The organism is Burkholderia sp. GW821-FHT14F03 (genome assembly GCF_058803765.1).
Genome location: NZ_JBXAPG010000040.1, coordinates 38,307 through 62,905 on the forward strand (window position 1 = coordinate 38,307; position 24,599 = coordinate 62,905).

The 24,599-nt window shown below is 67.3% G+C and carries 20 protein-coding genes; 7 read left to right on the forward strand and 13 right to left on the reverse strand.

Translation table 11 applies throughout. From position 1 onward, the window contains the following. Positions 1-91 precede the first annotated feature (91 nt). Positions 92-1,033: a phage tail protein gene (locus AC1RQF_RS24585; protein ID WP_492873154.1), complete on the reverse strand. Its 942-nt coding sequence runs from the start codon at positions 1,031-1,033 to the stop codon at positions 92-94. Between the two features lie 123 nt (positions 1,034-1,156). On the opposite strand from AC1RQF_RS24585, the gene AC1RQF_RS24590 reads away from it, so the two are divergent. The 4 genes from AC1RQF_RS24590 to AC1RQF_RS24605 all read left to right on the forward strand — a co-directional run bounded on the left by AC1RQF_RS24590 (position 1,157) and on the right by AC1RQF_RS24605 (position 8,084). Then, entirely contained in the window at positions 1,157-2,005 is an 849-nt protein-coding gene (locus AC1RQF_RS24590; RefSeq protein ID WP_274000916.1) for a M15 family metallopeptidase, read from the forward strand. Positions 2,006-2,297: 292 nt separating this feature from the next. After that, positions 2,298-6,146, forward strand: coding sequence for a type VI secretion system membrane subunit TssM (gene tssM / locus AC1RQF_RS24595; RefSeq protein WP_492873155.1), 3,849 nt, complete (start codon positions 2,298-2,300; stop codon positions 6,144-6,146). Then, a complete protein-coding gene (gene tagF / locus AC1RQF_RS24600; RefSeq protein ID WP_274000913.1) occupies positions 6,143-7,132 on the forward strand; it encodes a type VI secretion system-associated protein TagF in 990 nt (329 codons plus the stop codon). The genes tssM and tagF overlap by 4 nt, the downstream gene beginning before the upstream one ends. Before the next feature lie 4 nt (positions 7,133-7,136). Further along, positions 7,137-8,084, forward strand: coding sequence for an OmpA family protein (locus AC1RQF_RS24605; RefSeq protein WP_274000911.1), 948 nt, complete (start codon positions 7,137-7,139; stop codon positions 8,082-8,084). Positions 8,085-8,137: 53 nt separating this feature from the next. On the opposite strand, the gene tssA is transcribed toward AC1RQF_RS24605, so the two are convergent. The 9 genes from tssA to AC1RQF_RS24650 form a co-directional block, all read right to left on the reverse strand. Next, entirely contained in the window at positions 8,138-9,271 is a 1,134-nt protein-coding gene (gene tssA / locus AC1RQF_RS24610) for a type VI secretion system protein TssA (RefSeq protein WP_274000909.1), read from the reverse strand. Positions 9,272-9,348: 77 nt separating this feature from the next. Beyond that, entirely contained in the window at positions 9,349-12,012 is a 2,664-nt protein-coding gene (gene tssH, locus AC1RQF_RS24615; RefSeq protein WP_492873156.1) for a type VI secretion system ATPase TssH, read from the reverse strand. Positions 12,013-12,045: 33 nt separating this feature from the next. Beyond that, complete coding sequence (tssG, locus tag AC1RQF_RS24620; protein ID WP_274000905.1) at positions 12,046-13,152, reverse strand: type VI secretion system baseplate subunit TssG; 1,107 nt, start codon at positions 13,150-13,152, stop codon at positions 12,046-12,048. Next, complete coding sequence (gene tssF, locus AC1RQF_RS24625) at positions 13,116-14,954, reverse strand: type VI secretion system baseplate subunit TssF (RefSeq protein WP_274000903.1); 1,839 nt, start codon at positions 14,952-14,954, stop codon at positions 13,116-13,118. The genes tssG and tssF overlap by 37 nt, the downstream gene beginning before the upstream one ends. Before the next feature lie 84 nt (positions 14,955-15,038). Continuing rightward, positions 15,039-15,521, reverse strand: coding sequence for a type VI secretion system baseplate subunit TssE (gene tssE, locus AC1RQF_RS24630; RefSeq protein WP_252985184.1), 483 nt, complete (start codon positions 15,519-15,521; stop codon positions 15,039-15,041). Positions 15,522-15,578: 57 nt separating this feature from the next. Next, positions 15,579-16,082, reverse strand: a complete 504-nt coding sequence (locus AC1RQF_RS24635) for an Hcp family type VI secretion system effector (protein ID WP_274000901.1) — start codon at positions 16,080-16,082, stop codon at positions 15,579-15,581. Positions 16,083-16,154: 72 nt separating this feature from the next. Further along, positions 16,155-17,645 carry a type VI secretion system contractile sheath large subunit gene (tssC, locus tag AC1RQF_RS24640; protein WP_274000900.1) on the reverse strand — a complete coding sequence of 497 codons (1,491 nt, stop codon included), beginning with the start codon at positions 17,643-17,645 and terminating at the stop codon, positions 16,155-16,157. Positions 17,646-17,660: 15 nt separating this feature from the next. Further along, positions 17,661-18,176, reverse strand: a complete 516-nt coding sequence (gene tssB / locus AC1RQF_RS24645) for a type VI secretion system contractile sheath small subunit (RefSeq protein WP_252985181.1) — start codon at positions 18,174-18,176, stop codon at positions 17,661-17,663. A 39-nt stretch (positions 18,177-18,215) separates the two neighbouring features. Continuing rightward, positions 18,216-18,893 (reverse strand): tetratricopeptide repeat protein, encoded by a 678-nt coding sequence (locus AC1RQF_RS24650; protein ID WP_274000898.1) that lies wholly within the window; start codon positions 18,891-18,893, stop codon positions 18,216-18,218. 375 nt (positions 18,894-19,268) lie between these two features. On the opposite strand from AC1RQF_RS24650, the gene tssJ reads away from it, so the two are divergent. The 3 genes from tssJ (at position 19,269) to AC1RQF_RS24665 (ending at position 22,121) form a co-directional block, all read left to right on the forward strand. Beyond that, complete coding sequence (gene tssJ / locus AC1RQF_RS24655) at positions 19,269-19,883, forward strand: type VI secretion system lipoprotein TssJ (RefSeq protein WP_274000896.1); 615 nt, start codon at positions 19,269-19,271, stop codon at positions 19,881-19,883. A 109-nt stretch (positions 19,884-19,992) separates the two neighbouring features. Beyond that, positions 19,993-21,339 carry a type VI secretion system baseplate subunit TssK gene (gene tssK / locus AC1RQF_RS24660; RefSeq protein WP_274000894.1) on the forward strand — a complete coding sequence of 449 codons (1,347 nt, stop codon included), beginning with the start codon at positions 19,993-19,995 and terminating at the stop codon, positions 21,337-21,339. Then, positions 21,336-22,121, forward strand: a complete 786-nt coding sequence (locus tag AC1RQF_RS24665) for a DotU family type IV/VI secretion system protein (protein ID WP_274000893.1) — start codon at positions 21,336-21,338, stop codon at positions 22,119-22,121. Before tssK ends, AC1RQF_RS24665 begins: the two co-directional genes overlap by 4 nt. 30 nt (positions 22,122-22,151) lie before the next feature. Here the strand turns inward: AC1RQF_RS24665 and AC1RQF_RS24670 are convergent, their stop codons facing one another. Genes AC1RQF_RS24670 through AC1RQF_RS24680 form a run of 3 tightly spaced genes read right to left on the reverse strand, consistent with a single transcriptional unit; the run spans position 22,152 to position 24,568 of the window. Continuing rightward, the gene (locus tag AC1RQF_RS24670; RefSeq protein WP_274000892.1) at positions 22,152-22,787 is read right to left on the reverse strand and encodes a hypothetical protein; all 636 of its coding nucleotides are present in this window, start codon (positions 22,785-22,787) and stop codon (positions 22,152-22,154) included. Then, positions 22,787-24,196, reverse strand: coding sequence for a LysM peptidoglycan-binding domain-containing protein (locus AC1RQF_RS24675; RefSeq protein ID WP_274000891.1), 1,410 nt, complete (start codon positions 24,194-24,196; stop codon positions 22,787-22,789). Before AC1RQF_RS24675 ends, AC1RQF_RS24670 begins: the two co-directional genes overlap by 1 nt. Positions 24,197-24,232: 36 nt before the next feature. Next, entirely contained in the window at positions 24,233-24,568 is a 336-nt protein-coding gene (locus AC1RQF_RS24680; protein ID WP_274000890.1) for a hypothetical protein, read from the reverse strand. Between the last annotated feature and the right edge of the window lie 31 nt (positions 24,569-24,599).

A 24,599-nucleotide genomic window follows, 5' to 3' on the forward strand; every position in this document is an offset into this window, starting at 1 on the left:
GCAGGCGGGCGCGCGGAGGAACGCAGCGAGGCGAGGCCAGCCTCATCGTGACAGCGGCAGGGCGCGTCGCCGCCCCCGGGCCGGCGCAGCCTCAGGGTTGCTTCGGCGACGCCGCCGTCGGGCACGCGGGATCCTTGCCCCAATGCCCGTCGCACACGCGCCAGCGGCACAGCTGGTCTTCGAAGAAGCCGCGTTGGCTACAGTCTTTCACCTTCGCGGCGAGCGGCGTATCGGCGGCGGCCGTGCTGACCTTCGCGGCATTGGCCTTGGCGGCGGCGTTCGTCTTCGGATCGGCGGGCTTGGTCCGCGCGACCAGCGCGGCCAGCAGATCGGCATCGGGATCGTCCTTGCCGTTCGCATTCCGGCCGGCGGCCTGACGCGCCTTCTTCGCCTGCGCGAGTTCCGCCTGCTGGGCCTTCTCGTGGCGCTTGCGCGCCGCCAGCTCGGCCTTGGTTTCCTTCGCCGGCTTCGCCTCGGGCTTGGCCTGCGCGCTCTTCGTCGGATGCGCGGCCTTGGCGGCGGCCGCCGCCGTCGTCGCCGCCGCCGCGCCCGCGACTGCCGCCGTCTCGGACGGCGACACATCGGATGCGCCGTTCGCGAGCGCGCGCGACAAGCGGTCGCCCGCCGCAGCGGACGCCGGCGCAGCCGCCCTCACGTCGCTCGCGATGCTGTCGTCGTTGACGATCGTCGCGGCCTGCGGCGCGGAGGCCGCTTGCGCGACCGCCGGCGCGCTCGCCGCGACACTGCTGGCCGCCTTCGCCACCACGCTTGCCGACGCGCCGGCCGCTATCTCGGCGCCGCTGCCCGCATGCTGTTGCACGCGCCACACGCCCCAGCCGCCGATCGCGACCACGAGGAGCGCGAGCAAGGCGAGCGGGGTTTTGCGCGAACGGGGGGCGGCGGCGTCGGTCGAGGGCGAGACACGGCCCTCCAGATTCGCGAGAATACGCGAGTGGTTCGCGCCGCTTTCAGGACGGGCGCCCGAAAGCAGGCTCGGCGGAGCTTTCGAATTGGAATCTTCCGGCGCGCTCATTCAGTGTCTCATTGAATCCTGGTTTAATTCGACGCAATAATATGTCCCGGCCTTCTCGGAGCAGGCCTGATTCTAAGAGTAAGCATTGCAAATTACAATCGATTCCATATTCCGGGGATTTCTTTGATTGCCGTCGTTCTGGTTGCCTATTTCGCGCTCGCGGTCCTCGCCGCGGCATTGTTGCTATTACCGGCCGTACGGGCGACGGTATTCGATTCGGTCGCCCAGTTTCACGGCAAATTAAGCCGGCGCGCCTTCGATCGCGCCACGCGCACCCGCAGCCAAATCAGCCGATCGGCAAAATTGTCTCAATCGACATTGAGCAATTTGCAAAATTTACTGATTCGGCGGCGCTTGCTGATTATGATCTCGGCAGGTATTCTTGCGACGCCTCCATTGGTGGCCATCGCGTTGCGGGGCCGGCAAATGTTCCAGTACGACGACACCGCGCGCGTGCCCGACGAGAAAATCGCGGCGCTGCTGAAAGGCGAGCAGCTGGTGCCGCCGCTGCCGTTGCCGCCCGAAGTGTTCGCCACGCGCGAAGTCGAACAAGTCAGGCCCGCGTTGAAAGACGCGAGCCGCGACTGGAACCTGCTGGATGCCGATTTCAGAACCCGTCTGCTGCTCGTCTATAAAATAATGCACGAACAATACGGCTATGAAATGGCGCTGCTCGAAGGTTATCGCAGCCCCGAACGGCAAAATCGGCTCGCGCAAATGGGCGGCGTCACCAATGCGGCAGCGTTCCAGAGTTACCATCAATACGGACTGGCGGCCGACAACGCGTTTTTGCGCGACGGCAAGCTGGTCATCTCGGAAAAAGATCCCTGGGCCATGCGAGGCTATCAGTTATATGGTCAGGTCGCCGAACAGGTGGGCCTGACCTGGGGCGGCCGATGGAAATTGATGGATCTCGGTCACGTCGAATACCATAAACCCGGTTTCAAACTGGGACGTCCGAATCCGCAATAACGGACGAGCAAGAAATAATGAGGGCGGTATGGGGCAATTGAACAATCCACCGGCGGCAGGCGCGACCTGCACCGGTCATCGCAAGCACCGCGCGCGCCGCGTCCGCGGCCTGCCCGCTTCCGGCCATCGCGCTGCGCCCCGCGCGGCCGCCCGGCCCGCTTCCCGCTGTTTTGCATCGCCGACCGCGTGACCCCGACGCCCCCCGTCACGCGGAACGATGCGCGCGCCCACCCGCCGCGCGCGGCGCATGCGCGCCCCACCCCATTGAATCGCACCGGAACCTGAACGTCCTATGCAACGCTTCCTCAACGTGTTGACACATCCACGCACGCTCTCGATCGTCGGCATCCTCGCGCTCGCGGCTGTCCTGTTCATCGCCGCCGACGTGCTGCAGATCGCCTACGTGTGGCCGGCCGTCGTGCTCGCCGCCGTGCTCGCGCTGTGGCTACTGGTCCGGCTCGTGCGCCGCCTGCGGGTGCGCAGCGCGAACCGCAAGCTCGGCGACATGCTCGAACAGCAGGCCGAGGTCGGCAAGTCGACCCCGGCCGCCGAGCCCGCGAAGCAGGCCGAACTCGACACGCTGCGCACCCGGCTCGTCGATACGGTGAAGACCATCAAGACCTCGAAGATCGGCCAGGTCTCCGGCGGGTCGGCGCTCTACGAACTGCCGTGGTACATCGTGATCGGCAATCCGGCCGCCGGCAAGAGCAGCGCGGTGATCAACTCCGGGCTGCAATTCCCGTTCGCGGACAAGAACAGCGCGGTGATCCACGGCATCGGCGGCACCCGCAACTGCGACTGGTTCTTCACCACCGAGGGGATCCTGCTCGACACGGCGGGCCGCTACTCGGTGCACGAGGAAGACCGCACCGAGTGGCTCGGCTTCCTCGGGCTGCTCAAGCGCTACCGTCCGAAGGCGCCGATCAACGGCATCATCGTCACCGCCAGCATCGCCGAACTCACCGGCAACCGCCCCGAATTCGCCATCAACCTCGCGAAAAACCTGCGCCAGCGCGTGCAGGAGCTGACCGAGAAGCTCGAAGTGTTCGCCCCGGTCTACGTGATGTTCACGAAGGCCGACCTGATCACCGGCTTCACCGAGTTCTTCAGCAGCAGCGACCGCCAGGAATACGACCGCGTGTGGGGCGCGACCCTGCCCTATGAGCCGGACGAGAAGCGCGACGTCGTCGCGCAGTTCGACGAGCGTTTCGAGGAACTGTACGACGGCCTCAAGGAAATCAGCGTCGCGCAGCTGTCGATCCATCGCGGCCAGCCGCTGTCGCCGGGCCAGCTGAGCTTCCCGCTCGAATTCTCGACCATCAAGCCCGCGCTGCGCGCGTTCCTCGCGACGCTGTTCGAGAACAATCCGTTTCAGTACAAGCCGATCTTCCGCGGCTTCTACTTCACCAGCGCGCTGCAGGAGGGCGAAACCAACAGCGCGGCCGCGCAGCGCATCGCGTCGCGCTTCGGGCTGGACGCCTCGAGCCTGCCGAAGCCGGCCAGCGCGTTCTCGAAAAACGGTTTCTTCCTGCGCGACCTGTTCTCGAAGGTGATCTTCGCGGACCGCCAGACGGTCCGCCAGTTCGCGAGCCCGACCAAGACCCGGATGCGCTACGCGACCTTCTTCGGCTTCGTCGCCGTGCTCGCGCTCGCGCTCGGCGGCTGGACCTGGTCGACGATCGGCAACCAGCAGCTCGTCACCAACGTGCAGGCCGATCTCGACAACGTGACGCGCCTCCAGCAGAACCGCAACGACCTGCAGTCGCGCCTGCAGGCCATGGACATCCTCGAAGACCGCATCGAGCAGCTCGAGCAGTTCCGCCGCGACAAGCCGCTGTCGGTGTCGCTCGGCCTCTACCAGGGCGACCGTCTCGAACAGCACCTGCTGACCGAGTACTACAACGGCGTGCGCCAGATCCTGCTCGCGCCGGTCGCGGGCAATCTCGCCTCGTTCCTCAAGGACGTCAACGCGCATCCCGACCAGCTCGCGCCGATGACGCGCGCGCCCGAATCGGGCGCGGTGCCGGTGTCCGACAAGGTTCCCGCGCCGAACGCGCAGGGCGGCCTGTACAACGACGCCTCGCCGACCAACGTCGAGGACGCGTACAACGCGCTCAAGACCTACCTGATGCTGTCCGACAAGCGCCACGTCGAGCAGGCCCATCTGACCGACCAGATCGCGCGCTTCTGGCGCGGCTGGCTCGAAACCAACCGGGGCAACATGCCGCGCGACGAGATGATCAAGAGCGCGGAGCGGATGATCACCTTCTACCTGTCGCGGGTGTCCGACAACGACTGGCCGATGATCGACTCGAACCTCGCGCTGGTCGACCAGACCCGCGAGAACCTGCGCCGCGTGGTGCGCGGCATGCCGGCGCGCCAGCGCGTGTATGAGGAGATCAAGGCGCGCGCGTCGACCCGCTTCGCGCCGATGACGATCGCGCGCATCGTCGGCGAGGGCAACACCAACCTGATCGCCGGCAGCTACGCGATTCCGGGCACCTTCACGCGCGACGCGTGGTTCCAGTACGTGCAGCCCGCGATCCGCGACGCCGCGACCAAGGAGCTGCAGGCGAAGGACTGGGTGCTGAACACCGCGACCCAGGACGACCTGACGCTCGAAGGCAGCCCCGAGCAGATCCAGAAGACCCTGGTGGCGATGTACAAGAACGAGTACGCGCAGCACTGGCAGAAGTTCATGCAGGGCATCGCGGTGCAGGGCTTCGGCAGCTTCGGGCAGGCCGTCGACGGCATGAACAAGCTCGGCGACCCGCAGGACTCGCCGATCCGCAAGGTGCTCGAAACCGCCTACGACCAGACCTCGTGGGACAACCCGTCGCTCGCGAACGTGACGCTCAAGAAAGCGCAGACGGGCATGGTCAACTGGGTCAAGCAGTGGTTCACGCGCCAGCCGGGCGGCCAGCTCGCGGCCAACGTCGACATCAACGGCAATCCCGCCGACACGCCGATGGGCCCGATCGGGCAGGAATTCATCGGCCTGGGCCGGATCGTCGCGACCCATGACGGCACCTCGATGCTCGCCGGCTACATGGACACGCTGTCGAAGGTCCGCACCCGCTTCAACGTGATCAAGAACCAGGGCGATCCGGGGCCGGGCGCGCGTCAGCTGATGCAGCAGACGCTCGACGGCAGCGGCTCGGAACTCGCGGATTCGCTCAAGTTCGTCGACGAGCAGATGCTGACGGGCCTCACCGATTCGCAACGCAAGTCGCTGCGGCCGCTGCTCGTGCGGCCGCTGATGCAGGCCTTCGCGGTGGTGATCCAGCCGGCCAGCGTCGAGGTCAACAAGGTGTGGAACGCGCAGGTCTACCAACAGTTCCAGGGCTCGCTCGCGAACAAGTATCCGTTCGCGCCGGGCGCGAAGGTCGAGGCCGGCGCGGGCGAGATCGCGCAGGTGTTCGGGCCGGACGGCTCGATCGCGAAGTTCGTCGGCACGACGCTCGGGCCGCTCGCGGTGCGCCGCGGCGACTCGCTGTCCGCGCGCACCTGGGGCGACATGGGGCTCGCGCTGACGCCGGACTTCACGAGCGGCTTCTCGCGCTGGGTCGCGCCGCTCGCGGGCGGCGCCGCCGCCGCGAGCGCGGGCGGTTCGTCCGAGCCGCAGACCGTGTTCCAGATCCTGCCGCAGCCGAGCAGCGGCACGACCGAGTACACGATCGCGATCGACGGCCAGCAGCTGCGCTACCGCAACACGCCGCCGCAGTGGACCAACTTCGTGTGGCCGAACCCGCAGGGCTCGGCGGGCGCGACGCTGACGGCGACCACCTTCGACGGCCGCACGCTGCAGATCGTCAACGAGCCGGGCCGCTACGGTCTCGAGAAGCTGATCAACTCCGCGCAGCGCAAGCGCCGGCCGGACGGCACCTTCGACCTGACCTGGACGCAGGGCAACGTGACCCTGTCGGTGACGATGCGCATCATCAGCACCTCGCAGCCCACCGCGAGCAGCGGCGACGCCCCGCAGCAGCAGAGCCTGCGCGGCATGCGCCTGCCGTCGTCGGTCGCCGACGTGAGCGCGGGCAACGCCGTCAACGCGGCGCCGTCACCCGTCGGCGCGTCCGGCGCCGCACCGGCCGCCGTGACCGCGGCGGCCGCATCGAACGCACAGGGGGCGCAATGACGCAAACGGTCCAGGCCCAGATCGCCTACTTCGGCAAGATCCCGTCGCGCGGCGACTTCGTGAAGAGCCCGCACAACCCGCAGTTGCTGCAGACGCTCGATCAGTGGATCGCGCGCGCGATGGAGCTGCTCGCCGACGATCCGCGCTGGAAGATCGTCTACGAAGGCGCGAAGCCGATGCATTTCGCGTTCCTCGGCTCACGCAGCAAGCTCGCGGTCGCGGGCCACATGGTCGCGAGCCACGACGCGTCGAACCGGCGCTTCCCGTTCCTCGCCGCGACCGCGCTCGAGGTCGACCGGCCGCTGCCGTTCCTCGCGCGCAGCCCGCTCGCGTTCGCGCGGCTGTGGTCGCGCGCGGCCGCGCAGATGCAGGGGCTGCTCGGCAAGGACGAGCCGCCGGGCGCGCTGCAGGCGCTCGGCGACACCCAGGTGCCGATCGACACGGGCGGCCCGGGCAGCGCGCACGACGGCACCTTCAACGACTTCGTCGAGCACCAGACCCTGGCCGGCCTCGAACAGATGCTGCTCGCGAGCGGCCACCCGGTGCGGCTGCGCGGCGCGATGCTCGCGCTCGGCTCGCTGCTGCGGCCGGTCATGCAAAGCGGCTCCTCGCACATCGAGCGCGGCCTCACGCTGCCGCTGCCGGTCGATCCGTTCTACCGCAGCCTGGTGGCCGCGTTCTGGCTCGAACTCGTCGCGCCGTTCGTGTCGCGCGCCGATTTCGAACTCGCGATCTTCATCGGCACGATCGCCGAGCGCGAACGGCTGATCATCGGCTTCAACGGCGCATCCGCGCGCACCCTGCACAGCGTGGTCGATCCGCAGACTTACGCCGAACACAACATCGACATCGACGATCCCGAGTGGATCGACGGACATGCACAGAATGACCATGGGATCAGCAAGCTCGTCAGCTACCTCGAACAGCCGCAACTGTCGCTCCGCGTGGGCATCGACACCTTCCACGAAGCGTTCATCGGAGCCTGACGCCATGACGAAGAAGCGCCTCCCGTTCCGCTTTGCCGCGCTGCGTGCGCTGCCGCTCGCGCTCCTCGCCGGCGGCCTCTGCGCCGGCGTCGCGCACGCCGACAATCTCGGGCCCGCGACCGTCACGCCGGTCGACAACAGCGGCATCACGGTGAAGACGACCGTGCTCGCGCCGCCGTCGCAGGCCGGCGCGCCCGCGCTCGCGGGCAGCGCCGGACAGGGCGCGGTGGTCTCGACGCCCGCGCCCGCGAACGCGACGCCGGGCCAGGTGGTGGTGGGCGGCAAGGTGCCCGACGAGGCGACCAAGGCCGCCGTGCTGCAGCGGCTGCGCGACACCTACGGCGCGGCGAACGTGGTCGACCAGATCGAGGTCGGCGACGTCGCGACGCCGCCGAACTGGACGACGAACGTGCAGAAGCTGATCGGCCCGCAACTGAAGCAGATCAGCAAGGGGCAGCTGAAGATCGACGGCACGCAGATCGACGTGAAGGGCGAGGTGCACAACGAGGCGCAGCGCCAGCAGCTCGCGAGCGACATGGCGAACGCGCTGAACCCGACCTACACGATCCGCAACGGGCTGCGCGTGAGCGCGTCCGAGCAGGGCCTGCTCGACCAGACGCTCGCGAACCGCACCATCGAGTTCGAGACCGGCAGCGCGACCCTCACGCCGCAGGGCAAGCAGATCCTCGACCAGATGGCGGGCGCGCTCGGCAAGATGACGAACCGCACCGTCGAGATCATCGGCCACACCGACAACTCGGGGAACCGGACCTCGAACATCGCGCTGAGCCAGGCGCGCGCCGATGCGGTGAAGGGGTACCTGATCACGAAGGGGATCGCGTCGCAGCAGCTGAGCACGACGGGCGTCGGGCCGGATCAGCCGATCGCATCGAACGACAGCAACGACGGGCGCGCGCGCAACCGCCGGATCGAGTTCCGGGCGGGGCAGTAAGCGTCCGGCGCGCGGCAAGTCCGGCCGGCATCCCGGCCGGGTGCTCCGCGCGCTCAGTTGCCCTCGTCGGACTTCACGCCGAGCAATTCGCGCAGGTGCGCGAGCGAGCCGTCATCCTTGACGACCGAGGCCAGCCACTGGTGCAGCGGCATGTCGGCCCACTCCGCCGCCTTGTCCGCCAGATACGCGACCGGGCTGTGCGGCTCGGTCGCACGGAAGTAGCGCGCGACCGAGCGTAATTGCTCGACGGCCTGCGCGCGGTTCTGGATCCCCGCGATCACGATGGGCGCCGGCGTGACCGGACGGGCGGCGACAGTTGAGGTCGGCACGGCTTCCTCCAATTGAAGCGGGGTCTTGAACGACGGTTCCGCGCGCCCCACCGCCGGCGGCGCATCGGGCGCCGGCGCGGCCTTCGGCGCATCGGTCGACAGGCCTTGCTCGCGCGCGAAGCGCTCGGCCAGCAGGTACACGCCGCGGAACGCATCGCGCGCCTGCCGGAAGCTCGGCGCGGCATCGCCGGCGCGCTGGTCGAGTTCCTGTTCGAGCGCGTTCAGCTCCACCTCGAACGCACTCAGGTTGCCGAGCAGCGTCGCGTAGAACGCCACCGGCGTCATCCGCTTCGACGCCTCGATCTGCTCGACCGCGGGCTTGCCGCGCGCGATGTCGTCCGCGTGCTCGGGATCGCGCTTGACCGCCTGCGCGACGTGCTGCGCGATCTCCCAGTCGAGCGCGCTGTAGGCGCTCGACGCGCCCTCCGTCAGCGGCACCGCGCGCAGCAGCTCGGCCGTGCGCGTCGCGAGCCACGCGACGTTGCCGAGCCGGTATTCGGCGTCGTCGCCCTCGGGCAGCGGATGCACCTGCTCCCAGTATTGACGGCACAGCCCCGTCAGCAGCGCGTAGCCCTGCGTGAGCCCCGTGACGCCCTCCTCCAGCGCGAGCGCCTCGGTGAGCCACACGGCGAGCCGCAGGTCCTTGGTCTGGCCGCGCAACAGCTCGGCCGCATGATCGACGACGAAGCCCCAGTCGGCCTCCTTGATCTCGGTGATCCACTCGCCCTGATCGAGCGACGGATCGTCGAACTTGCGCGCGTGCTGGATCGCGTCGAATTCCGACGAGAACAGGAGATCGTCGCCGCACGGCGAGGTGTCGCTGACGGGCGCCAGCAGTTCGGAAAGCTTGATCGGCATGGTGTGAGGCTCAGCAATTCATGACAGCGTGAATCCGTGTAAGCGCGGCGCCCGCCTGTCGCGCGGGCGCCGCGGCGTCATTCGACCGTGTACTCGAACGCGCCCGCGTCGTCCGCGCGCACCGCGATGCGCGCCAGCGCCGCGCCGTCGGCGATCCGGCCGAGCACGTGCCCGGCGATCTCCGGCAGCAGCGTGCCGTTCAGGATGTGGTCGACGTTGCGCGCGCCCGAATCGACCTCGGTGCAGCGCGCGAGCACCGCCTCGACCAGCGATTCGTCCCATTCGAACACCGCCTGGTGGTTCGTCTCGATGCGCCGGCGGATGCGCTCCAGCTTCAGTTCGATGATCTCCGCCAGCACGTCGTCGGAGATCGGGTAGTACGGCACCACCTTCATGCGGCCGAGGAACGCGGGCTTGAAGGTCTTGTACAGCTGCGGGCGCAGCGTCTCGGCGAGCGCGTCCGCATCGGGCAGCTCCTCCGGCGTCTTGTTCAGGCACGCCTGCATCACCGCGGACGAACCGACGTTCGAGGTCAGGATGATCAGCGTGTTGCGGAAGTCGATCTCGCGCCCCTCGGCGTCGTCCATCGCGCCCTTGTCGAACACCTGGAAGAACATCTCCAGCACGTCCGGGTGCGCCTTCTCGACCTCGTCGAGCAGCACCACCGAATACGGATTGCGGCGCACGGCCTCGGTCAGCACGCCGCCCTCGCCGTAGCCGACGTAGCCCGGCGGCGAACCCTTCAGCCCCGACACGCTGTGCGCCTCCTGGTACTCGCTCATGTTGATCGTGACGAGCTTGCGTTCGCCGCCGTACAGGATGTCGGCGAGCGCGAGCGCGGTTTCGGTCTTGCCGACGCCCGACGGTCCGACGAACATGAACACGCCGCGCGGCTTGTTCGGATCCTCCAGGCTCGCGCTCGCGGTGCGCACGCGCTGCATGATCGCCTCCAGCGCATGATCCTGGCCGATCACGCGCGCGGCGAGCAGCCCCTGCAGGTTCAGCACGGTCTGGATCTCGTCCTTCACCATGCGGCCGAGCGGAATCCCGGTCCACGACGCGACGATCTCGGCCACCACCTGCGCATCCACCTGCAGCGGCACCATCGGCTGCGCGCCCTGCAACTCGCGCAACGCGGCCACGCGTGACTCCAGCTGGGCGCGCGTCGCCTCAGCGTCGATCCGGCCGCCCTCGGCCGACGGCTCGCGCGCCGCGTCGAGCATCGCGCGCAGCGCGCCGATCTCCTCGACCTGCGCGCGCTCCGCCGCGTAGCGCGCCTCGTCCGCGCGCAGCGCGTCGAGGTCCGCGTCGCGCTCGGCGCGCAGTTCGGCGAGCCGCGCGTCATGATGCGCGCCGGCCGCCGCCTCGCGTTCGAGCGCGGCCAGCTCGACCTCGATCCGCTCGATGCGCTTGCGGGTGTCGTCGATCGCGGCGGGCGTCGCGCTGTGCGCGAGCGCGACCTTCGCGCAGGCGGTGTCGAGCACGCTGATCGCCTTGTCCGGCAGCTGCCGGCCGCTGATGTAGCGGTGTGACAGGCGCACCGCCTCGGTGATCGCGTCGTCGAGGATCCGCACGTTGAAGTGGCGTTCCATCAGCCCCGCCATGCCGCGCAGCATCGCCGCCGCGAGCGGCTCGGACGGCTCCTCGACCTTCACGACCTGGAAGCGCCGCGCGAGCGCCGCGTCCTTCTCGAAGTACTTCTTGTATTCGCTCCAGGTGGTCGCCGCGATCGTGCGCAGCTCGCCGCGCGCGAGCGCGGGCTTGAGCAGGTTCGCCGCGTCGTTCTGGCCGGCCTGGCCGCCCGCGCCGATGATCGTGTGCGCCTCGTCGATGAACAGGATGATCGGGTGCGGGCTTTGCTTGACCTCCTCGATCACGCTCTTCAGCCGGTTCTCGAATTCGCCCTTCACGCTCGCGCCGGCCTGCAGGAGGCCCATGTCGAGCGCGCGCAGCGCGACGCCGCGCAGCGGCGGCGGCACGTCGTCCGCGGCGATCCGCAGCGCGAGCCCCTCGACCACCGCGGTCTTGCCGACCCCGGCCTCGCCGGTCATGATCGGGTTGTTCTGGCGCCGTCGCATCAGGATGTCGATGGCCTGGCGGATCTCCGCCTCGCGGCCGATCACCGGATCGATGCGGCCTTCGCGGGCGCGCTGCGTGAGGTCGGTCGTGTAGGTGTCGAGCGCCGGCGTCTTCGACGGGCCGGCCGCCGCGCCGGCGTCGCTGCCGTCGGGCACCGCCGCATCGGCCTCGCCCTGCCGCGGCTCCGCCTCGACCGAGCCAGCCGTCAGTTCGTCGAACTTGTGCTTGAGATCGGTCACGCGCACCCGCGCGAACTGCAGCGACATGCGCTGGGCGAACTGCGCGAGGTCCGGCCCGGTCAGCAGCGCGAGCAGCAGGTGCCCCGAGCGGATCCGGCCGATCTGCGAATCGAGCGACGCGATCAGCCACGCCTGTTCGAACAAGCCGGCCAGATGCGCCGAGAACACCGGCGTGCGCGTGTTGCCGGTCTTCAGCTTTTCAAGCTCGCGCTCCAGGTCGGCGCGCAGCGCGTGCGGATCGACGCCGCTCGCGCGCAGCACGAGCGGCAGATCGCCCGTCGCCTCGTCGAGCAGCGCGACGAACAGGTGTTCGAGATCGACCTCGAACTGACCGCGTGAAAAGCACAGGCTCGCCGCGCGCTCCGTCGCCTTCCGGGAAATCGGATTCAGTTTCGCAATCAGGGTCTTCAGAGGCGTGCTCATGGGATACGGTCCACTCAGGTTCGATCGTTGTTATCAGTGAATGACATGCAGTTCGTAGCGCGCGTCGGCGCGGTCGCGCACCGCCGCGCGCGTGCACAGGAACGCGTCCCAGCCGAGCCGCGCGCCGCCGCTCAGCACGCTCGCGCCGACCTCGCTGTGCTTGAGCACGAGCGACACCTCGTATTCGAGCGTCACGCCGGCCAGCAGCGTCAGCATCCGTTCGAGCGCGACCGCGCGCTCCTCGCCGGGCAGGAACGCCTCGTAGTCGCGCTTCGACAGCGGCCCGACCACGAGCCGAGCGCGCATGTCGCGCTGCCAGACCCGCTCGCCGACCAGCGCCGTCGCGCCCAGCGTCGCGTTGACGTTGCCGATCACGGTCAGTTGGTCGGGCGGCACGTCGTACCACTTGCCGACGAACTGCTCGACGCGGATCGGCACGCGGAAATACTCGGACAGGGTGCGCTGCAGGTAGGCGGCCGACACCGGCCGGTGCCGCGCGGCCAGCGCATAGCCCGCGATCGCCTCGTCGATCAGCGCGCCCGGGCCCTCCTGCACGCTGCTGCGCGCGTCGGCGTTCGACACGCCCGCGAGCGACAGCAGCAGCGGCAGGTAGCGCTCGTCGCGGTCCAGCTCGTAGTGGAGCGGCAGCCGGTACTTCTTCCACGCCGCGTAGAACAGCGCGGTCGCGCGGTTCGAGAACACGTCGAAGAATTCGCGCGCCGCGTGGTCGCGCTTGATCTGCTCGCGCGCGATGATCTGCTCGGTGTAGTGCAGCGGCAGCGCGCCCTGTCCGCCCAGGAGCCCGAAGAACGCCGGCGTCAGTTCGACCCGCTCGACCTCGTGTACGGTCTCGGCCTCCCCGGCCGCGCCGTCGCCGTCGCGCTTGAGCAGCGCGCCCGCCGCGTCGAACGAACGCGCGCGCTCGAGCTCGCTCGGCGGGAAGCTGAGCGAGATCGTGTTGCGAAAGCCGATGCGCCGCGCGACGATCTCGCCCGGCCGCGCCGCGTAGCGCACGTCGGAGGCGCGCCGCCCGAACCAGGTCTCGAGCAGCCGCACCGCCTGGAAGAACTCGAAGCGGTGCGGTTCGTCGAGCAGCCGCTCGACTACGCCAGGATCGATTCGCCGCTGCGTGGTTTGCATCGGATGATCTCCTCGCCGGTGCGCTTCGACACGACGATCAGTTGGACAAAGCTGTTCAGGTGCACGTAGAGGCCGAAGAACGTGTCGATGACCCGCACGAACGAGGCGAGGCTCGTGCCGACGAAATGCTCCTCGTCGACCGTCACGCGCACCTCGATGCCGCGCACGAAGGTCGCGAACGGCTTGCCCGGCAGCCACTGCACGGCGCCCTTCTGCTCGATGCCGACGATCCCGTCGATATGGCGGATCGACACCGCGGTGCGCCGCAGGTCGTAGAGCGTGAGCATTTCCTTGAGCGCGGCGAGCCCGTGGTCGGCGAGCGAGACGTGATTGAGCGCGAGATGCGAGATCAGCCGCCAGTGCACCGAGCGGCCCCGCTCGAAGCGCACGCTCGGCGTCGGCCGGCGCAGCATCGAGATCGCGCCCGTCTGCGCGCCGCCGTCGAGGAACAGGTCGCCGCCTTCGAGGCCCGTCGCGAGCCCCGCCGGCAGGTCGCGGTTGGTGCACGTGAGGTCGAGGCTCAGGGTGTCGGTCTGCGGCGCGGCCGGCTCGAAATCGATGTCGACGATCGAGATCTCGGTCTCGTAGCCGGGGCTCTTCTGCGCGACCCAGTCGTTGCGCCGCGCGAACCAGTAGTGGCCGGCGCGCGCCGCCTCGCCGTGATGCAGCGAGTAGAACGGCCGGAACTCGATCACCGCTTCCTCATGCGCGGTCTGCCGCACCAGGTGCACCGAGTCGATCGAATACACCTCGTAGGCGAAGGCGCGCCGCGATTCGGCGATCACCGGGTAGGACACCGCCTGATGGTTGATCCGGATCGGCTCGCCGTGCTGCTTGAACAGGTTGACGACCGGCGTGCAGAACAGCCGGAAGTGATGCGCCGACAGCATGTCGAGCAGCCGCGCCACGTGCGAGTCGCCACGCACCTCCTTGAGCACCACGTGCAGCGTCAGCCGGTGGCAGCGACCCGCCTGGCGCGCGAGCGCGGCGAGATCGAAGTCGACGAAGTCGAACTTGTCGGGAAACGCGAAATACTCGGTCAGCAGCCGGTAGGCGGGATGCGACTTGGCCGGATAGTCGATCAGCGCGTCGGCCTCGTCGAAGCCCGCCTGCTCGAACGGCGTCTGGCGCACCGCGCGCCACTGGCCGTTGCGCTCGGCCTCGACATAGGTCGCGAGCGCATTGGCGAACAGGCAGTCCGACAGCGCGGCGACGAACGACTGCTCGCCGTGCAGGTGCGCGCGCAGCCGCCCGACCTTCAGCGCCGCGAGATCGAGCTGCGGCGCGGTCGACTCGAAGGTGATCGAGATCACGCCGGTGGCGTTGCCGGGCAGCACGGTCGCGCTCGGCGCGGTCGCGATCGACGCGTAGCGCGCCTCGCTGATGCGGATCGGCGCGAGCGTCACGTCGTAGGCGGTGCGGAACTGGCATTGCACGCCGCGGATCGCGCGGCTCTTCAGCTCGGTGCCGCGCGCGACGACGAACGGCTCGGTCTGCTGCGCGAGCGTCGCGGACGGCGCGAACTGCGCGATCGAGCACGACGGGAACGGCCGCAGATAGTGCGGATAGAGGACTTCGAGCAGCGCCTCGGTGAATTCGGGGTAGTCGTCGTCGAGCTTCTTGTTGATGCGCGCACCCAGGAGCGCGAACGACTCGATCATGCGCTCGACGTGCGGATCCTCGCAGTGCTCGCCGGACAGCGCGAGGCGCGCGGCGATCTTCGGGTATCGATTCGCGAAATCGTGCGAATAGCGCCGCAAAAACGATAATTCGCGTTCGTAGTACGGCAGCAGCTCTTCCATCGATGATCCCCGAAACCTCACACTTCACTGCCGACCGGCCGAAGGGCGCCGCGCGGCGCCCGGCGCGTGCCGCGGCAGGCTGGTCTATACCTTGGCGGCGCGCGTGCGCGTCACCGAATATTGCAGCGTCGACGGCTGCAGCATCGCGTCGAAGTTCACCGGTTCTTCCGCCGGGTGCACGACGAGGAGCGCCTGGATCGCGAAATACAACGCGTTGGTCGACTGCTCGTTCAGTTCAAACGTGACCGCGACCTGCTGCAGCCGCGGCTCGTGCCGCGCGATCGCCTGCTGGATCGACTTGCAGATGAAGGTCCGGTCGTAGTGGCTCGCGAGGCTGAGCCCCGCGAAGTCGTTGAGCCCGTAGGTCAGCACCGAGCGCTGGCACTCCGGCAGCGTCGCCAGATCCTGCTCGGTCAGCGCGATCCGCGTATTGAGGATCGCCTCGACGTCGCGGGCGACGGTGTTCTTCAGTTCTTCCAGCGACAACTGCCGCATGGCCGGAGAGGCCGGCAGATGCGGTTCGTCGTCGAACAGCTTGTCGAGAAAACTCGGCTCGAAGCGTTTCATCGGAGGCAGGACGCAAAACGGGAACGGGGCACGCCGTGCCCCGTTCCCGTCGAACGCTTAGACCGCGTAGGTCTTGTCGTTCTTCGTCAGGCTCCAGGCGCCCTGGGTGTTGCCGCCCTGGTTGCCGCCGATCTTCTGCTGGGTCTGCTTCCACTGGACCGCGGCGTACTTCAGCGAGAACTGCTCGACCGGCAGGCCTTCCTTCTGCACGCTCGGCGTCACGCTGGAGATGATCACGTACTTCAGCTTGATCTCGAGGTACTTGACGCGCTGGCCTTCGCCGTCCGAGCGCATGAAGTCGATCGAGACCTCGTCGAACGTGGTGCCGCCCGATGCGTGCTGGTACAGCAGCGGGCTGACCTTGTCGATTTCCTTCGTGAAGACCATGTCGCCGTGCTCGCAGCGCTCCGACGTGTGGCCGCCCGAGGTCGACGACGTCGCCGAACGCGGCTGCACGATCGAGTGATCCCACGATTTCACTTCGACCCAGTTGGCGTGATCCTTGTCCTGCGATTCACCCTGGATGGCCGGGTTCCCGAATTTCAGATAGATGTCTAACATGACGCGTCGACTCCCCAAAGAGGTGGTTTTAACTTCCTACCCGGGCGGCCCGCCCGGGCGATTTTGCTTCGTTTATGAGTTTGCCGATTTGGGCAGATCCGCGACCAGACGCAGGGAGATCGACAGCTCGTCGAGCTGGAAGTGCGGCCGCAGGAACGCGACCGAACGATACGAGCCCGGCTTGCCGGGAATCTCTGCGACCTGCACGGAGGCTTCGCGCAGCGGGAACTGCGCTTTTTGTTCCTGACTCGCGTTGTCATCCAGCAGCACGTACTGCGAAATCCAGCGATTCAGGAATACTTCGACGTTTTGCGCCGACGCGAAACTTCCGATCTTGTCGCGCATCATCGCCTTCAGGTAGTGCGCGACACGAGACACCGAGAAGATGTACTGCAGTTGCGCGGAGAGCACCGCATTCGCATTCGCGCTGTCGGTGCTGTATTTCTTGGGCTTCTGCACCGACTGCGCGGCGAAGAACGCGGCGTAGTCGGAGTTCTTGCAATGGACGAGCGGGATGAAGCCGAGGTCGCTCAGCTCCTTCTCGCGGCGATCGGTGATCGCGATCTCGGTCGGGCACTTGAGCGCGATCTCGCCGTCGTCGGTGCGGAACGTGTGGGTCGGCAGGTCCTCGACGAGGCCGCCGCCCTCGACGCCGCGGATCGCGGCGCACCAGCCGAAGTCGTCGAACGCGGCCGTGAGGCGCGCGGCGAACGCCCACGCGGCGTTGCACCACAGGTACTTGCTGTGGTCGGTGCCGTCGACCTCCTCGAGGAAGTTGAAGCCTTCCGCGGTCGCGCCGTCCTTCGGATTGAACGGCAGCCGGCCCAGGAAGCGCGGCAGCGTGAGGCCCACGTAGCGCGAATCCTCGGCGTCGCGGAACGACTTCCACTTCGCGTACTCGACCGTGTCGAACACCTTGCCGAGATCGCGCGGCTTGCCGAGGTCGGCGAACGATTCGAGGCCGAGCAGCTCGGGCGCGGCCGACGCGATGAACGGCGCGTGCGCGGCGGCCGCGACATGCGACATCTGCTCGATGAAGTACATGTCTTCCGGCTGGCGCGAGATCTCGTAGTCGCCGACCAGCGCGCCGAACGGCGCGCCGCCGAAGGTGCCGAACTCTTCTTCGTAGACCTTCTTGAACAGCGCGCTCTGGTCGAACTCGCTCGCGGTCTTGAAATCGCGCACGAGATCGCGCTTCGGCGCGTGCAGCGCCTTGATCTTGATCGTCGAGCCGGTGTTGCTTTCCTTCACGAGATAGTCGAGCCCGCGCCAGGTGCTTTCGAGGCGCTGGAACTCGGGCGCGTGCATCACCGCGCTCAGCTGCGTGGAGATCAGCCGGTCGAGTTCCGCGACGCGCGCGTCGATCGTCGCCGACAGGTTGTCCGACACCACCACCGTGCCGTCGAGCACCTGATGGACGAGTTCGCCGATCAGGTCCTTCGCGCGCGCGTGCTCGGAATCGGATTTCGCGACCTTGCTCTTCTCGACGATCTCGTCGAGCAGCGAGGATTCGGTGCTGCTTGCCGCGCCGTTCGCCTGGACGGCGGCTGTTTGCTGGTTCATCTCACACCCCGTGCTTTATTCGCCCTGCTTGTCGCCGCCCGAGCTCTTCGCCAGAGCCTCCAATTGCTGAGTGTTGCTCAGCACCTCGCTCAGAAGATCCTCGAGCTTGTCGTTGCCTGCGAGCTTGTTGCGCAGGTCGGCGAGCTTCGAGCGGGCCTCGAGCAGGCGGCGCAGCGGCTCGACCTGCGCGACCACCTCATCCGGATTGAAGTCGGCGAGCGACTTGAACTTCAGGTCGACCGCGAACTTGCCGCCGCCTTCGCTCAGGCGGTTTTCCACCTGGTACACGGCGCGCGGCTCGACCCCCTTCATCACGTCGTCGAAATTGTCGCGATCGATGTTCACGAACTTGCGGTCGCGCAGCTTCGGCTGCTCGACTTCCGACTGGCCCGCCAGGTCGCCGACGACCCCGACCACGAACGGCAGCTCCTTGACCTCGATCGCATCGCCCCGCTCAACCTCGTAGGTCAGCTGGACGCGGGGCGGCCGGATTTTCTGCAAGCGCTTCTGGATGCTTTCTTTCTTGGCCATCTCGACGGCTCCCGGTTAGGTATGGATCACGCGCGACACTCAGCGCAGCGCGCTGAACGGATCGCCGCCGGCGGCCTTCGCCGGGGCCGCGACGGGCGCCGCGGGTGCGGTGGCGGCCGGCGCGGCGGCCGGCGCGGCGGCAGGGGCCGCGGCGGTGGTCGCATCGGCCGGCGCGCCCTCATGCGCGGGCGCCTTCAGGCGGCGCACGATGCGGCGCTTCTTCACGACCGGCTTCGGCTGCTGGTCGGCCGGGAACAGCGCCTGTTCGCCGAGGGTGTCGCGCAATTGCTTCGCGAGCGCCTGCGCGTCCGACTTGGCGTCGCCCGCGAGCGAGGCGTCCTGGCGCAGTTCGCCGAGCGAGGTGGTGGCGATGCGCAGGCCGGCGACGGCCAGCACGCTCTTCGCCTGGCGGTCGGTCTGGTCGCGTTGCAGCGCTTCCTGCGCCGCCACGATGGCCTGGCCGTAGTGACCCTGCTGGAACTGGATCTGCGCGATGCGCGACCACGGCTCCTCACGCGTGGGATCCGATTTGGCGAGTTCCTGATAGAGGCCGATCGCGCGATCCTGATCGCCGCCCTTCGCCACTGCGTCGGCGTCGGCCAACGACTTGTTGAACACTTCGGGCGTGGGCGCCGCGGTCTGCGTCGAAGCGCAGCCGGCGATCACGCCGCATGCCAACACTACCCCAGAAAGTTTTGCGAAGAGACGGTCTTTCATCGTTATATCACCGGCGCGGAAATTTTAAATCGTTGAGAATCGGCAGTTTTGCTTTGCCACAAGCGCGCGGGTATAGTACCGATCAATTTTTCATAATTCAATCTTCATGTGAGGCTTTAGCGCATTTAAAGCGCATGTTCTCCGCATCGATTGTGGCTGAGAGCAATCCAGGGAGCGATTCGCATAGCCTGTCGATTGGCAATAATTACCCGAAATATACCCACTCAAACGATTATCGGAAAAAATTTCCGTCGTTATTTGTGGATAACGCATTAATGCCCGATAGTTGAGCAGCCAGCTGCGATTTCACTTTCACGCAATCCGATTGAACTGGTAGTTCTGACAGGGAGTGACGGGCATCCGCCCCGAAACACGATGAATTCGCTTTTGAATCGCTACATCCTGCCGCTCGCCGCGTGCGCCTTGCTGGGCGGCTGCGCCGCGGCGGTTCCGCTGCTCGGCTCGGCGGGCAGCGCGGCGCTGCAGATGGCGGGGATCGGCAAGCCCGATCTGCCCGACGCCCAGAAGCCGCCGCGCAATCTAGGCATCACGCTCTACGCGGCGCCCAACCTCAACGCCGCCAACGACAACCGGCCGCTCGCGCTGGTCGTGCGCCTCTACGCGCTCAAGGATCCGACCTCGTTCCAGCAGGCGCCGTTCGACAGTTTTACCGATGCGGGCAAGGAAAAGGCCGCGCTGGGCGGCGACCTGTTGAGCGTGCGCGAAATCACGCTGATTCCGGGCCAGCGTTACAACGCCACCGAGAAAGTCTCGCGTGAAGCGCAGGCATTCGGCATCGTCGCATTGTTTCGCGATCCTGCATTGCAGCGCTGGAAGCTCACTTTCGATCCGGCGAAGTCCGAGAAATCCGGCATAATCATCGGCCTGCACAACTGCGCGATGACCGTGACGGGCGGCTCCGTAATCTCGCCGCAACAAGGCGTGCCGGCCGGCCGGCTCGATTTACTTTCATCTGTCAGCTGCGGCTAAAAGAAGGACTGGCACAATGGCGCCATTTAACACGAATTTACAGTTTCGCGTTAAATTCAGGGCGCGAATAAAGCGGCTTGCCGTGCAATCACATTAAACCGGGTTCGACATGAGTTATTCGGCCAAGGTGCTATGGGGAGAAGGGCTGTTTCTGAGGCCCCAGCACTTTCAGCGACAGGACGCCTACCACGAGGCTCGGCTGTTCGAGTCGATCCAGGCGATCCAGCCGTACAACTGGGGGGTGCGCTCGGTGCGCTTCGACCGCGACGCGCTCGGCAGCAACGTGCTGCGAGCGAGCGAGCTGTCGCTGGTGTTCCCCGACGGCGCGCTCTATTCCGCGCCGCAGGCCGACGAGCTGCCGCCGCCGATCGCGCTCGACACGCTGCCCGACGGCATCAACGAATTCACCTTCTATCTCGCGCTGCATCCGCTGCGCGAGAACGGCTCGAACTACGCGGAGCACCGCGACGCCGGCTTCGTGTCGCGCTTCGTGAGCGAGCAGGCGCCCGTCGCCGACCACTTCACCGATGCGGCCGAGGCCGACATCACCTTTCTCAAGACCAACGTCAAGCTGATCGCGCACAGCGAGCCGCGCGACCAGCTGCTGTCGATCCCGCTCGCGCGCGTGCGCCGCACCGCCACCTCGGGCTTCGAGATCGACGACAGCTTCGTGCCGCCGTGCCTCGCGATCGAGGCCTCGCCGATCCTGCACCAGCGCCTGCGCCAGCTGATCGACGCGCTGCAGGCGAAGGTCAACGCGCTCTACGGCTTCCACCGCGAGCCGAGCAAGAACATCATCGAATTCCGCTCGGGCGACATCGCGTCGTTCTGGCTGCTGCACACGGCGAGCGCCGCGTTCGCCGCGCTCGCGCACCTGCACCAGCACGCGGCGCTGCATCCCGAGCGGCTGTTCCAGGAGCTGCTGCGCCTGGCCGGCCAGCTGATGACGTTCTCGAAGGGCTACGCGCTGGCCGACCTGCCCGCCTACCGGCACGACGATCCGGGCCCCGGCTTCGCGCGCCTCGACACGATCCTGCGCGACCTGCTCGAAACCGTGATCTCGACGCGCTACTTCGCGATCACGCTCGAAGAGGTGCGGCCGTCGTTCCACATCGGCCGCCTCGATTCCGGCAAAATCGACGACAAGACCGAGTTCTACCTCGCGGTCTCGGCCGACATGCCGTCGGTCGAGCTGGTCGACGCCGTGCCCGCGCGCTTCAAGATCGGCGCGCCCGACGACGTCGACAAGCTGGTGCTGTCCGCGATGCCGGGCGTGCGGCTGTCGTACACGCCGCAGGTGCCGCCCGCGATTCCCGTGCGGCCCGGCGCGTGCTACTTCGCGCTCGACGCGCGCAGCGCGCTGTATGACCGCATGCTGCAGTCCCAGTCGGCGATGATCTACGCGCCCTCGGGGATCGCCGACCTCAAATTCGAACTGATCGCCGTCACATCATGAGCTACGCGCCTTCCCTGTTCGGCGGCAACGCGCCGCCCGCCGCCCCGCCCTCGGCGTCCTCCACCGATGCGAACCACCAGGCCCGCACGCTGCTGGACCTGCTGTACGACGGGTTCTTCATGCTGTTCCTGCTCAAGAACGGCCGCGAGCCCGGCGAGGCGGCGGAATTCGGCACCCGCATCCAGGAATTCCTCGGCGATTTCGAGCGCGGCGCGAAGAAGCTCAACATCGCCGCCGAGGACGTCTATGCCGCCAAGTTCGCGTTCTGCGCGGCGATCGACGAGTCGGTGCTGTCGTCGCAGTTCCGGATTCGTCCGGAATGGGAGCGCCGGCCCTTGCAGCTCGTGCTGTTCGGCGAGCAGCTCGCGGGCGAGAAGTTCTTCCAGTATCTCGAGGAATGCCGCGCGCAGGGCGCGGCGCGGCTGCAGTCGCTCGAGGTGTTCCACATGTGCCTGCTGCTCGGCTTCCAGGGCAAGTACCTGCTCGAAGGGCCCGAGAAGCTCGCCTACCTGACCGCGCGCCTCGGCGACGAGATCTCGCACATGAAGGGCAAGCGCGCGCCGTTCGCGCCGCACTGGCCGCTGCCCGACCAGATCGCGCACCGGCTCAAGCGCGAGGTGCCGCTGTGGACGATCGGCGCGGTGTTCGCGCTCGTCGGCCTGCTCGCCTTCCTCGGGCTCAACAGCTACCTGAAGGACAGCACGCTGCGCGCGCTCGCGCCGTATTCGCAGGTGATCAAGGTCGGGCCCGAATCCGCCAACCTCACGATCTCGCTGCCCTGAGCGACGCGGCGGGCGGGCCCGCCCGCCGGCTCAGTCGCGCAGGTCCGACTGCTTCATCCAGCGGATCAGGTCGGTGCCACGCGAGAAGTAATCGACACGCGCCCACGGGCCGATGCGTTCCAGCACGGCCACCACGTCGTTCTTGACGAGATACGCCTTGCCGCGCGCGCCCTCGTTCGCCGCCGTGTACAGCGCCGCGCGCTTGGCCGCGACGCTCGCGAAGCCGATCCACGGCTTTTCCGTGTTCAGGCGCAGGTAGTCGTTGGTCTCGATGGTCGGGATGTCGCAGTTCGGCAGCGTGCCGCCGACCTGCGCCTTCCAGTCGCCCTGGCCGTTCGACGTGAGCTGCAGCGCGTCGCCCTGCTCGCCCGCGAACGCGGTCGCGAAGCGAATGCTGCGCCCTTGGACGCTCGCCGGTTCGAGCAGGAACCGGCAGGTCGGATCGCGATCGGGGTCGTTCTGCGCCGGCGTCGTGAACGGATTGTCGAAGAAGCCCGACACGCGGCCCTGGTCGACCGCGATATAGACCTTGCGATAGTCGAGCGTCGTGCCCGGCACGGTGCGCAGGTCGTAGATGCCGGCGCGCAGTTCGTCGGCCGAGGCCGCCGGGCCCGCCGCCGCCATCAGGGTCGCCGCGGCAACCCAGCCCATCCAGAAACGTTTCATCAGGTGCCCTTTTTCTGCTTGGCGGCATCCGCCTTCTCGAACGCGTCGAAGTGTCCCTTCATGACCACGTCGTAGTTGTTTTCCTTGTAGGTCGAGCCATTGTAGCCGGCCGCGAAGCTCGCGAAATCCTCGTTCTTGGCCGCCTTGACGAGCGAAGGATTGGCCTTCACGAAGGCCACGAAGCCTTTCAGGTGCGCGCGTTCCGAGCGCGACAGCGCCCTCACCATCTCGAGCGCGCTCGCGTAGCCGAGCGTCTTGTAGTTCGAACCCATGATCTGGAACGCGCCCCACGAACACGATTCCAGCGCCGCCGACGCATTGAGCCGGAACGCCTTGCGCAGACGCCGGTAGCTCAGCGAGCCGTACAGGTCGCGATCCTTCTCCAGCACGCCCTCGGCGAGCAGTTCCTTGCCGGTCTCGCTTTCCTTGAAGTGGTCCTTGTCCTTCTTCTTGTTGTAGCGCCGCCAGATGTCGACGTCGTGCGTCTTGCCGTCCTCGCCGACCAGCTTCATCGTGCTCTTGATGTAGCGCGTGCCGAGCCGGTAATAGCCGATCGGGTAGGACAGGTCGGGATTGGTGTCCCAGTACTTGTTGCCCGTCAGCCGGTAGAAATAGTGGCGCTCGTAGAGGATCTTCGGCACCGTGCGCCCGTCGACCGTCGTGAAGCTGCCGCCGCCCACCTCGGTCTGGTGCACCGCCTTGATCACGTTCACCTTGCAGCCGATCTCCTTCGCGGCGTCCGCGAAGTCCTGCTCGGTGATCGGGTCGCCCGTGTACTTGTCGAGGAACTCGTCGAGCGAGGCATCGTCGCTCGTGACCTTCAGGTCCGGCGCGCCCGACTTGTCGCTCGTCTGCTGCTTCTTCACGCCCTTGTCGGGCCCGAACTTCGAGTCGGTCTGGTCGCCCGCCGGCTTGGCCTTCGGCGCCGGCTGCTGCGGCTTGCGCGGCGCCGCGCCGCCGCCTTCCGGATGCGGCTCCGTCTGGGTCTTGATGCGCAGGCGCGGGCTGACGAGCGTGACCAGCTTGTTCGTCTCCTCCGCCACCGTCTCGTAGACCTTCTTCCATTCGCCGTTCAGCTTCTGGAAAAAGATCTCGACCGTCTGCCCCGTGAAGTCCGGCAGGAATTCCGAGAGCTGGCCGCTCTTCGTGGTGCGGCCCGACACTTCCTTGTCGCCGCTGCGGATCTTGTACGGGGCATCGGGCAGCGGGTTGTGCTCCGCGTCGAGCGTGTTGGTGTTGATCTTGCCGGCCTTCTTCGGAATCCTCAGGCGCTGGCCCGGCTGCAGCGTGCGCGGATCGTGGATCTGATTGGCGCGCGCGATCTCCTTCCACGGCACGCCTTTCCGGTGCGCGATCGCGCTCAGCGTGTCGTTCGGCTGCACGGTGTAGATGGACGGATCATCCGTCATGTCGATTCCCTCGGCGGCGGGCGGTCGGGAACACGCTCATGGGCGCGGCTTCGGCGCCGACGCGACGTGTTCGAGGAACAGGTGATTCGGACCGTAGACCGAGCTCGACACCGTATACGCCCCCCTCGGCGGCACCGGCTTGCCGGCCTCGTCGGCCGATACCGTCTCGATCTCGACGACGGGAATGCACCAGATCGCCTCCGCGCGGGGAACCTGATTGCCGTTCGCATCGCCACAGCGGAAGATGAATGCATCGGACATCTTCGAAGCATCCTTGACGACGGTCGAACCGTCCCACGCGAATTTCACCGTGATCGTGCCGGGATGCGGCGCTTTCGGATCCTGTGCCCCCGGGGGCCATGGTTTGCTCATGCTGTGTCCTCCCAATGCGCCTGACGTGCAG

Bases quoted from the DNA above. Each gene is read 5' to 3' on its own strand.
- AC1RQF_RS24585 (WP_492873154.1), bottom strand. From the start codon at position 1,033: ATGAGCGCGCCGGAAGATTCCAATTCGAAAGCTCCGCCGAGCCTGCTT.
- tssM (WP_492873155.1), top strand. From the start codon at position 2,298: ATGCAACGCTTCCTCAACGTGTTGACACATCCACGCACGCTCTCGATC.
- tagF (WP_274000913.1), top strand. From the start codon at position 6,143: ATGACGCAAACGGTCCAGGCCCAGATCGCCTACTTCGGCAAGATCCCG.
- AC1RQF_RS24605 (WP_274000911.1), top strand. From the start codon at position 7,137: ATGACGAAGAAGCGCCTCCCGTTCCGCTTTGCCGCGCTGCGTGCGCTG.
- tssA (WP_274000909.1), bottom strand. From the start codon at position 9,271: ATGCCGATCAAGCTTTCCGAACTGCTGGCGCCCGTCAGCGACACCTCG.
- tssH (WP_492873156.1), bottom strand. From the start codon at position 12,012: ATGAGCACGCCTCTGAAGACCCTGATTGCGAAACTGAATCCGATTTCC.
- tssG (WP_274000905.1), bottom strand. From the start codon at position 13,152: ATGCAAACCACGCAGCGGCGAATCGATCCTGGCGTAGTCGAGCGGCTG.
- tssF (WP_274000903.1), bottom strand. From the start codon at position 14,954: ATGGAAGAGCTGCTGCCGTACTACGAACGCGAATTATCGTTTTTGCGG.
- tssE (WP_252985184.1), bottom strand. From the start codon at position 15,521: ATGAAACGCTTCGAGCCGAGTTTTCTCGACAAGCTGTTCGACGACGAA.
- AC1RQF_RS24635 (WP_274000901.1), bottom strand. From the start codon at position 16,082: ATGTTAGACATCTATCTGAAATTCGGGAACCCGGCCATCCAGGGTGAA.
- tssC (WP_274000900.1), bottom strand. From the start codon at position 17,645: ATGAACCAGCAAACAGCCGCCGTCCAGGCGAACGGCGCGGCAAGCAGC.
- tssB (WP_252985181.1), bottom strand. From the start codon at position 18,176: ATGGCCAAGAAAGAAAGCATCCAGAAGCGCTTGCAGAAAATCCGGCCG.
- AC1RQF_RS24650 (WP_274000898.1), bottom strand. From the start codon at position 18,893: ATGAAAGACCGTCTCTTCGCAAAACTTTCTGGGGTAGTGTTGGCATGC.
- tssJ (WP_274000896.1), top strand. From the start codon at position 19,269: ATGAATTCGCTTTTGAATCGCTACATCCTGCCGCTCGCCGCGTGCGCC.
- tssK (WP_274000894.1), top strand. From the start codon at position 19,993: ATGAGTTATTCGGCCAAGGTGCTATGGGGAGAAGGGCTGTTTCTGAGG.
- AC1RQF_RS24665 (WP_274000893.1), top strand. From the start codon at position 21,336: ATGAGCTACGCGCCTTCCCTGTTCGGCGGCAACGCGCCGCCCGCCGCC.
- AC1RQF_RS24670 (WP_274000892.1), bottom strand. From the start codon at position 22,787: ATGAAACGTTTCTGGATGGGCTGGGTTGCCGCGGCGACCCTGATGGCG.
- AC1RQF_RS24675 (WP_274000891.1), bottom strand. From the start codon at position 24,196: ATGACGGATGATCCGTCCATCTACACCGTGCAGCCGAACGACACGCTG.
- AC1RQF_RS24680 (WP_274000890.1), bottom strand. From the start codon at position 24,568: ATGAGCAAACCATGGCCCCCGGGGGCACAGGATCCGAAAGCGCCGCAT.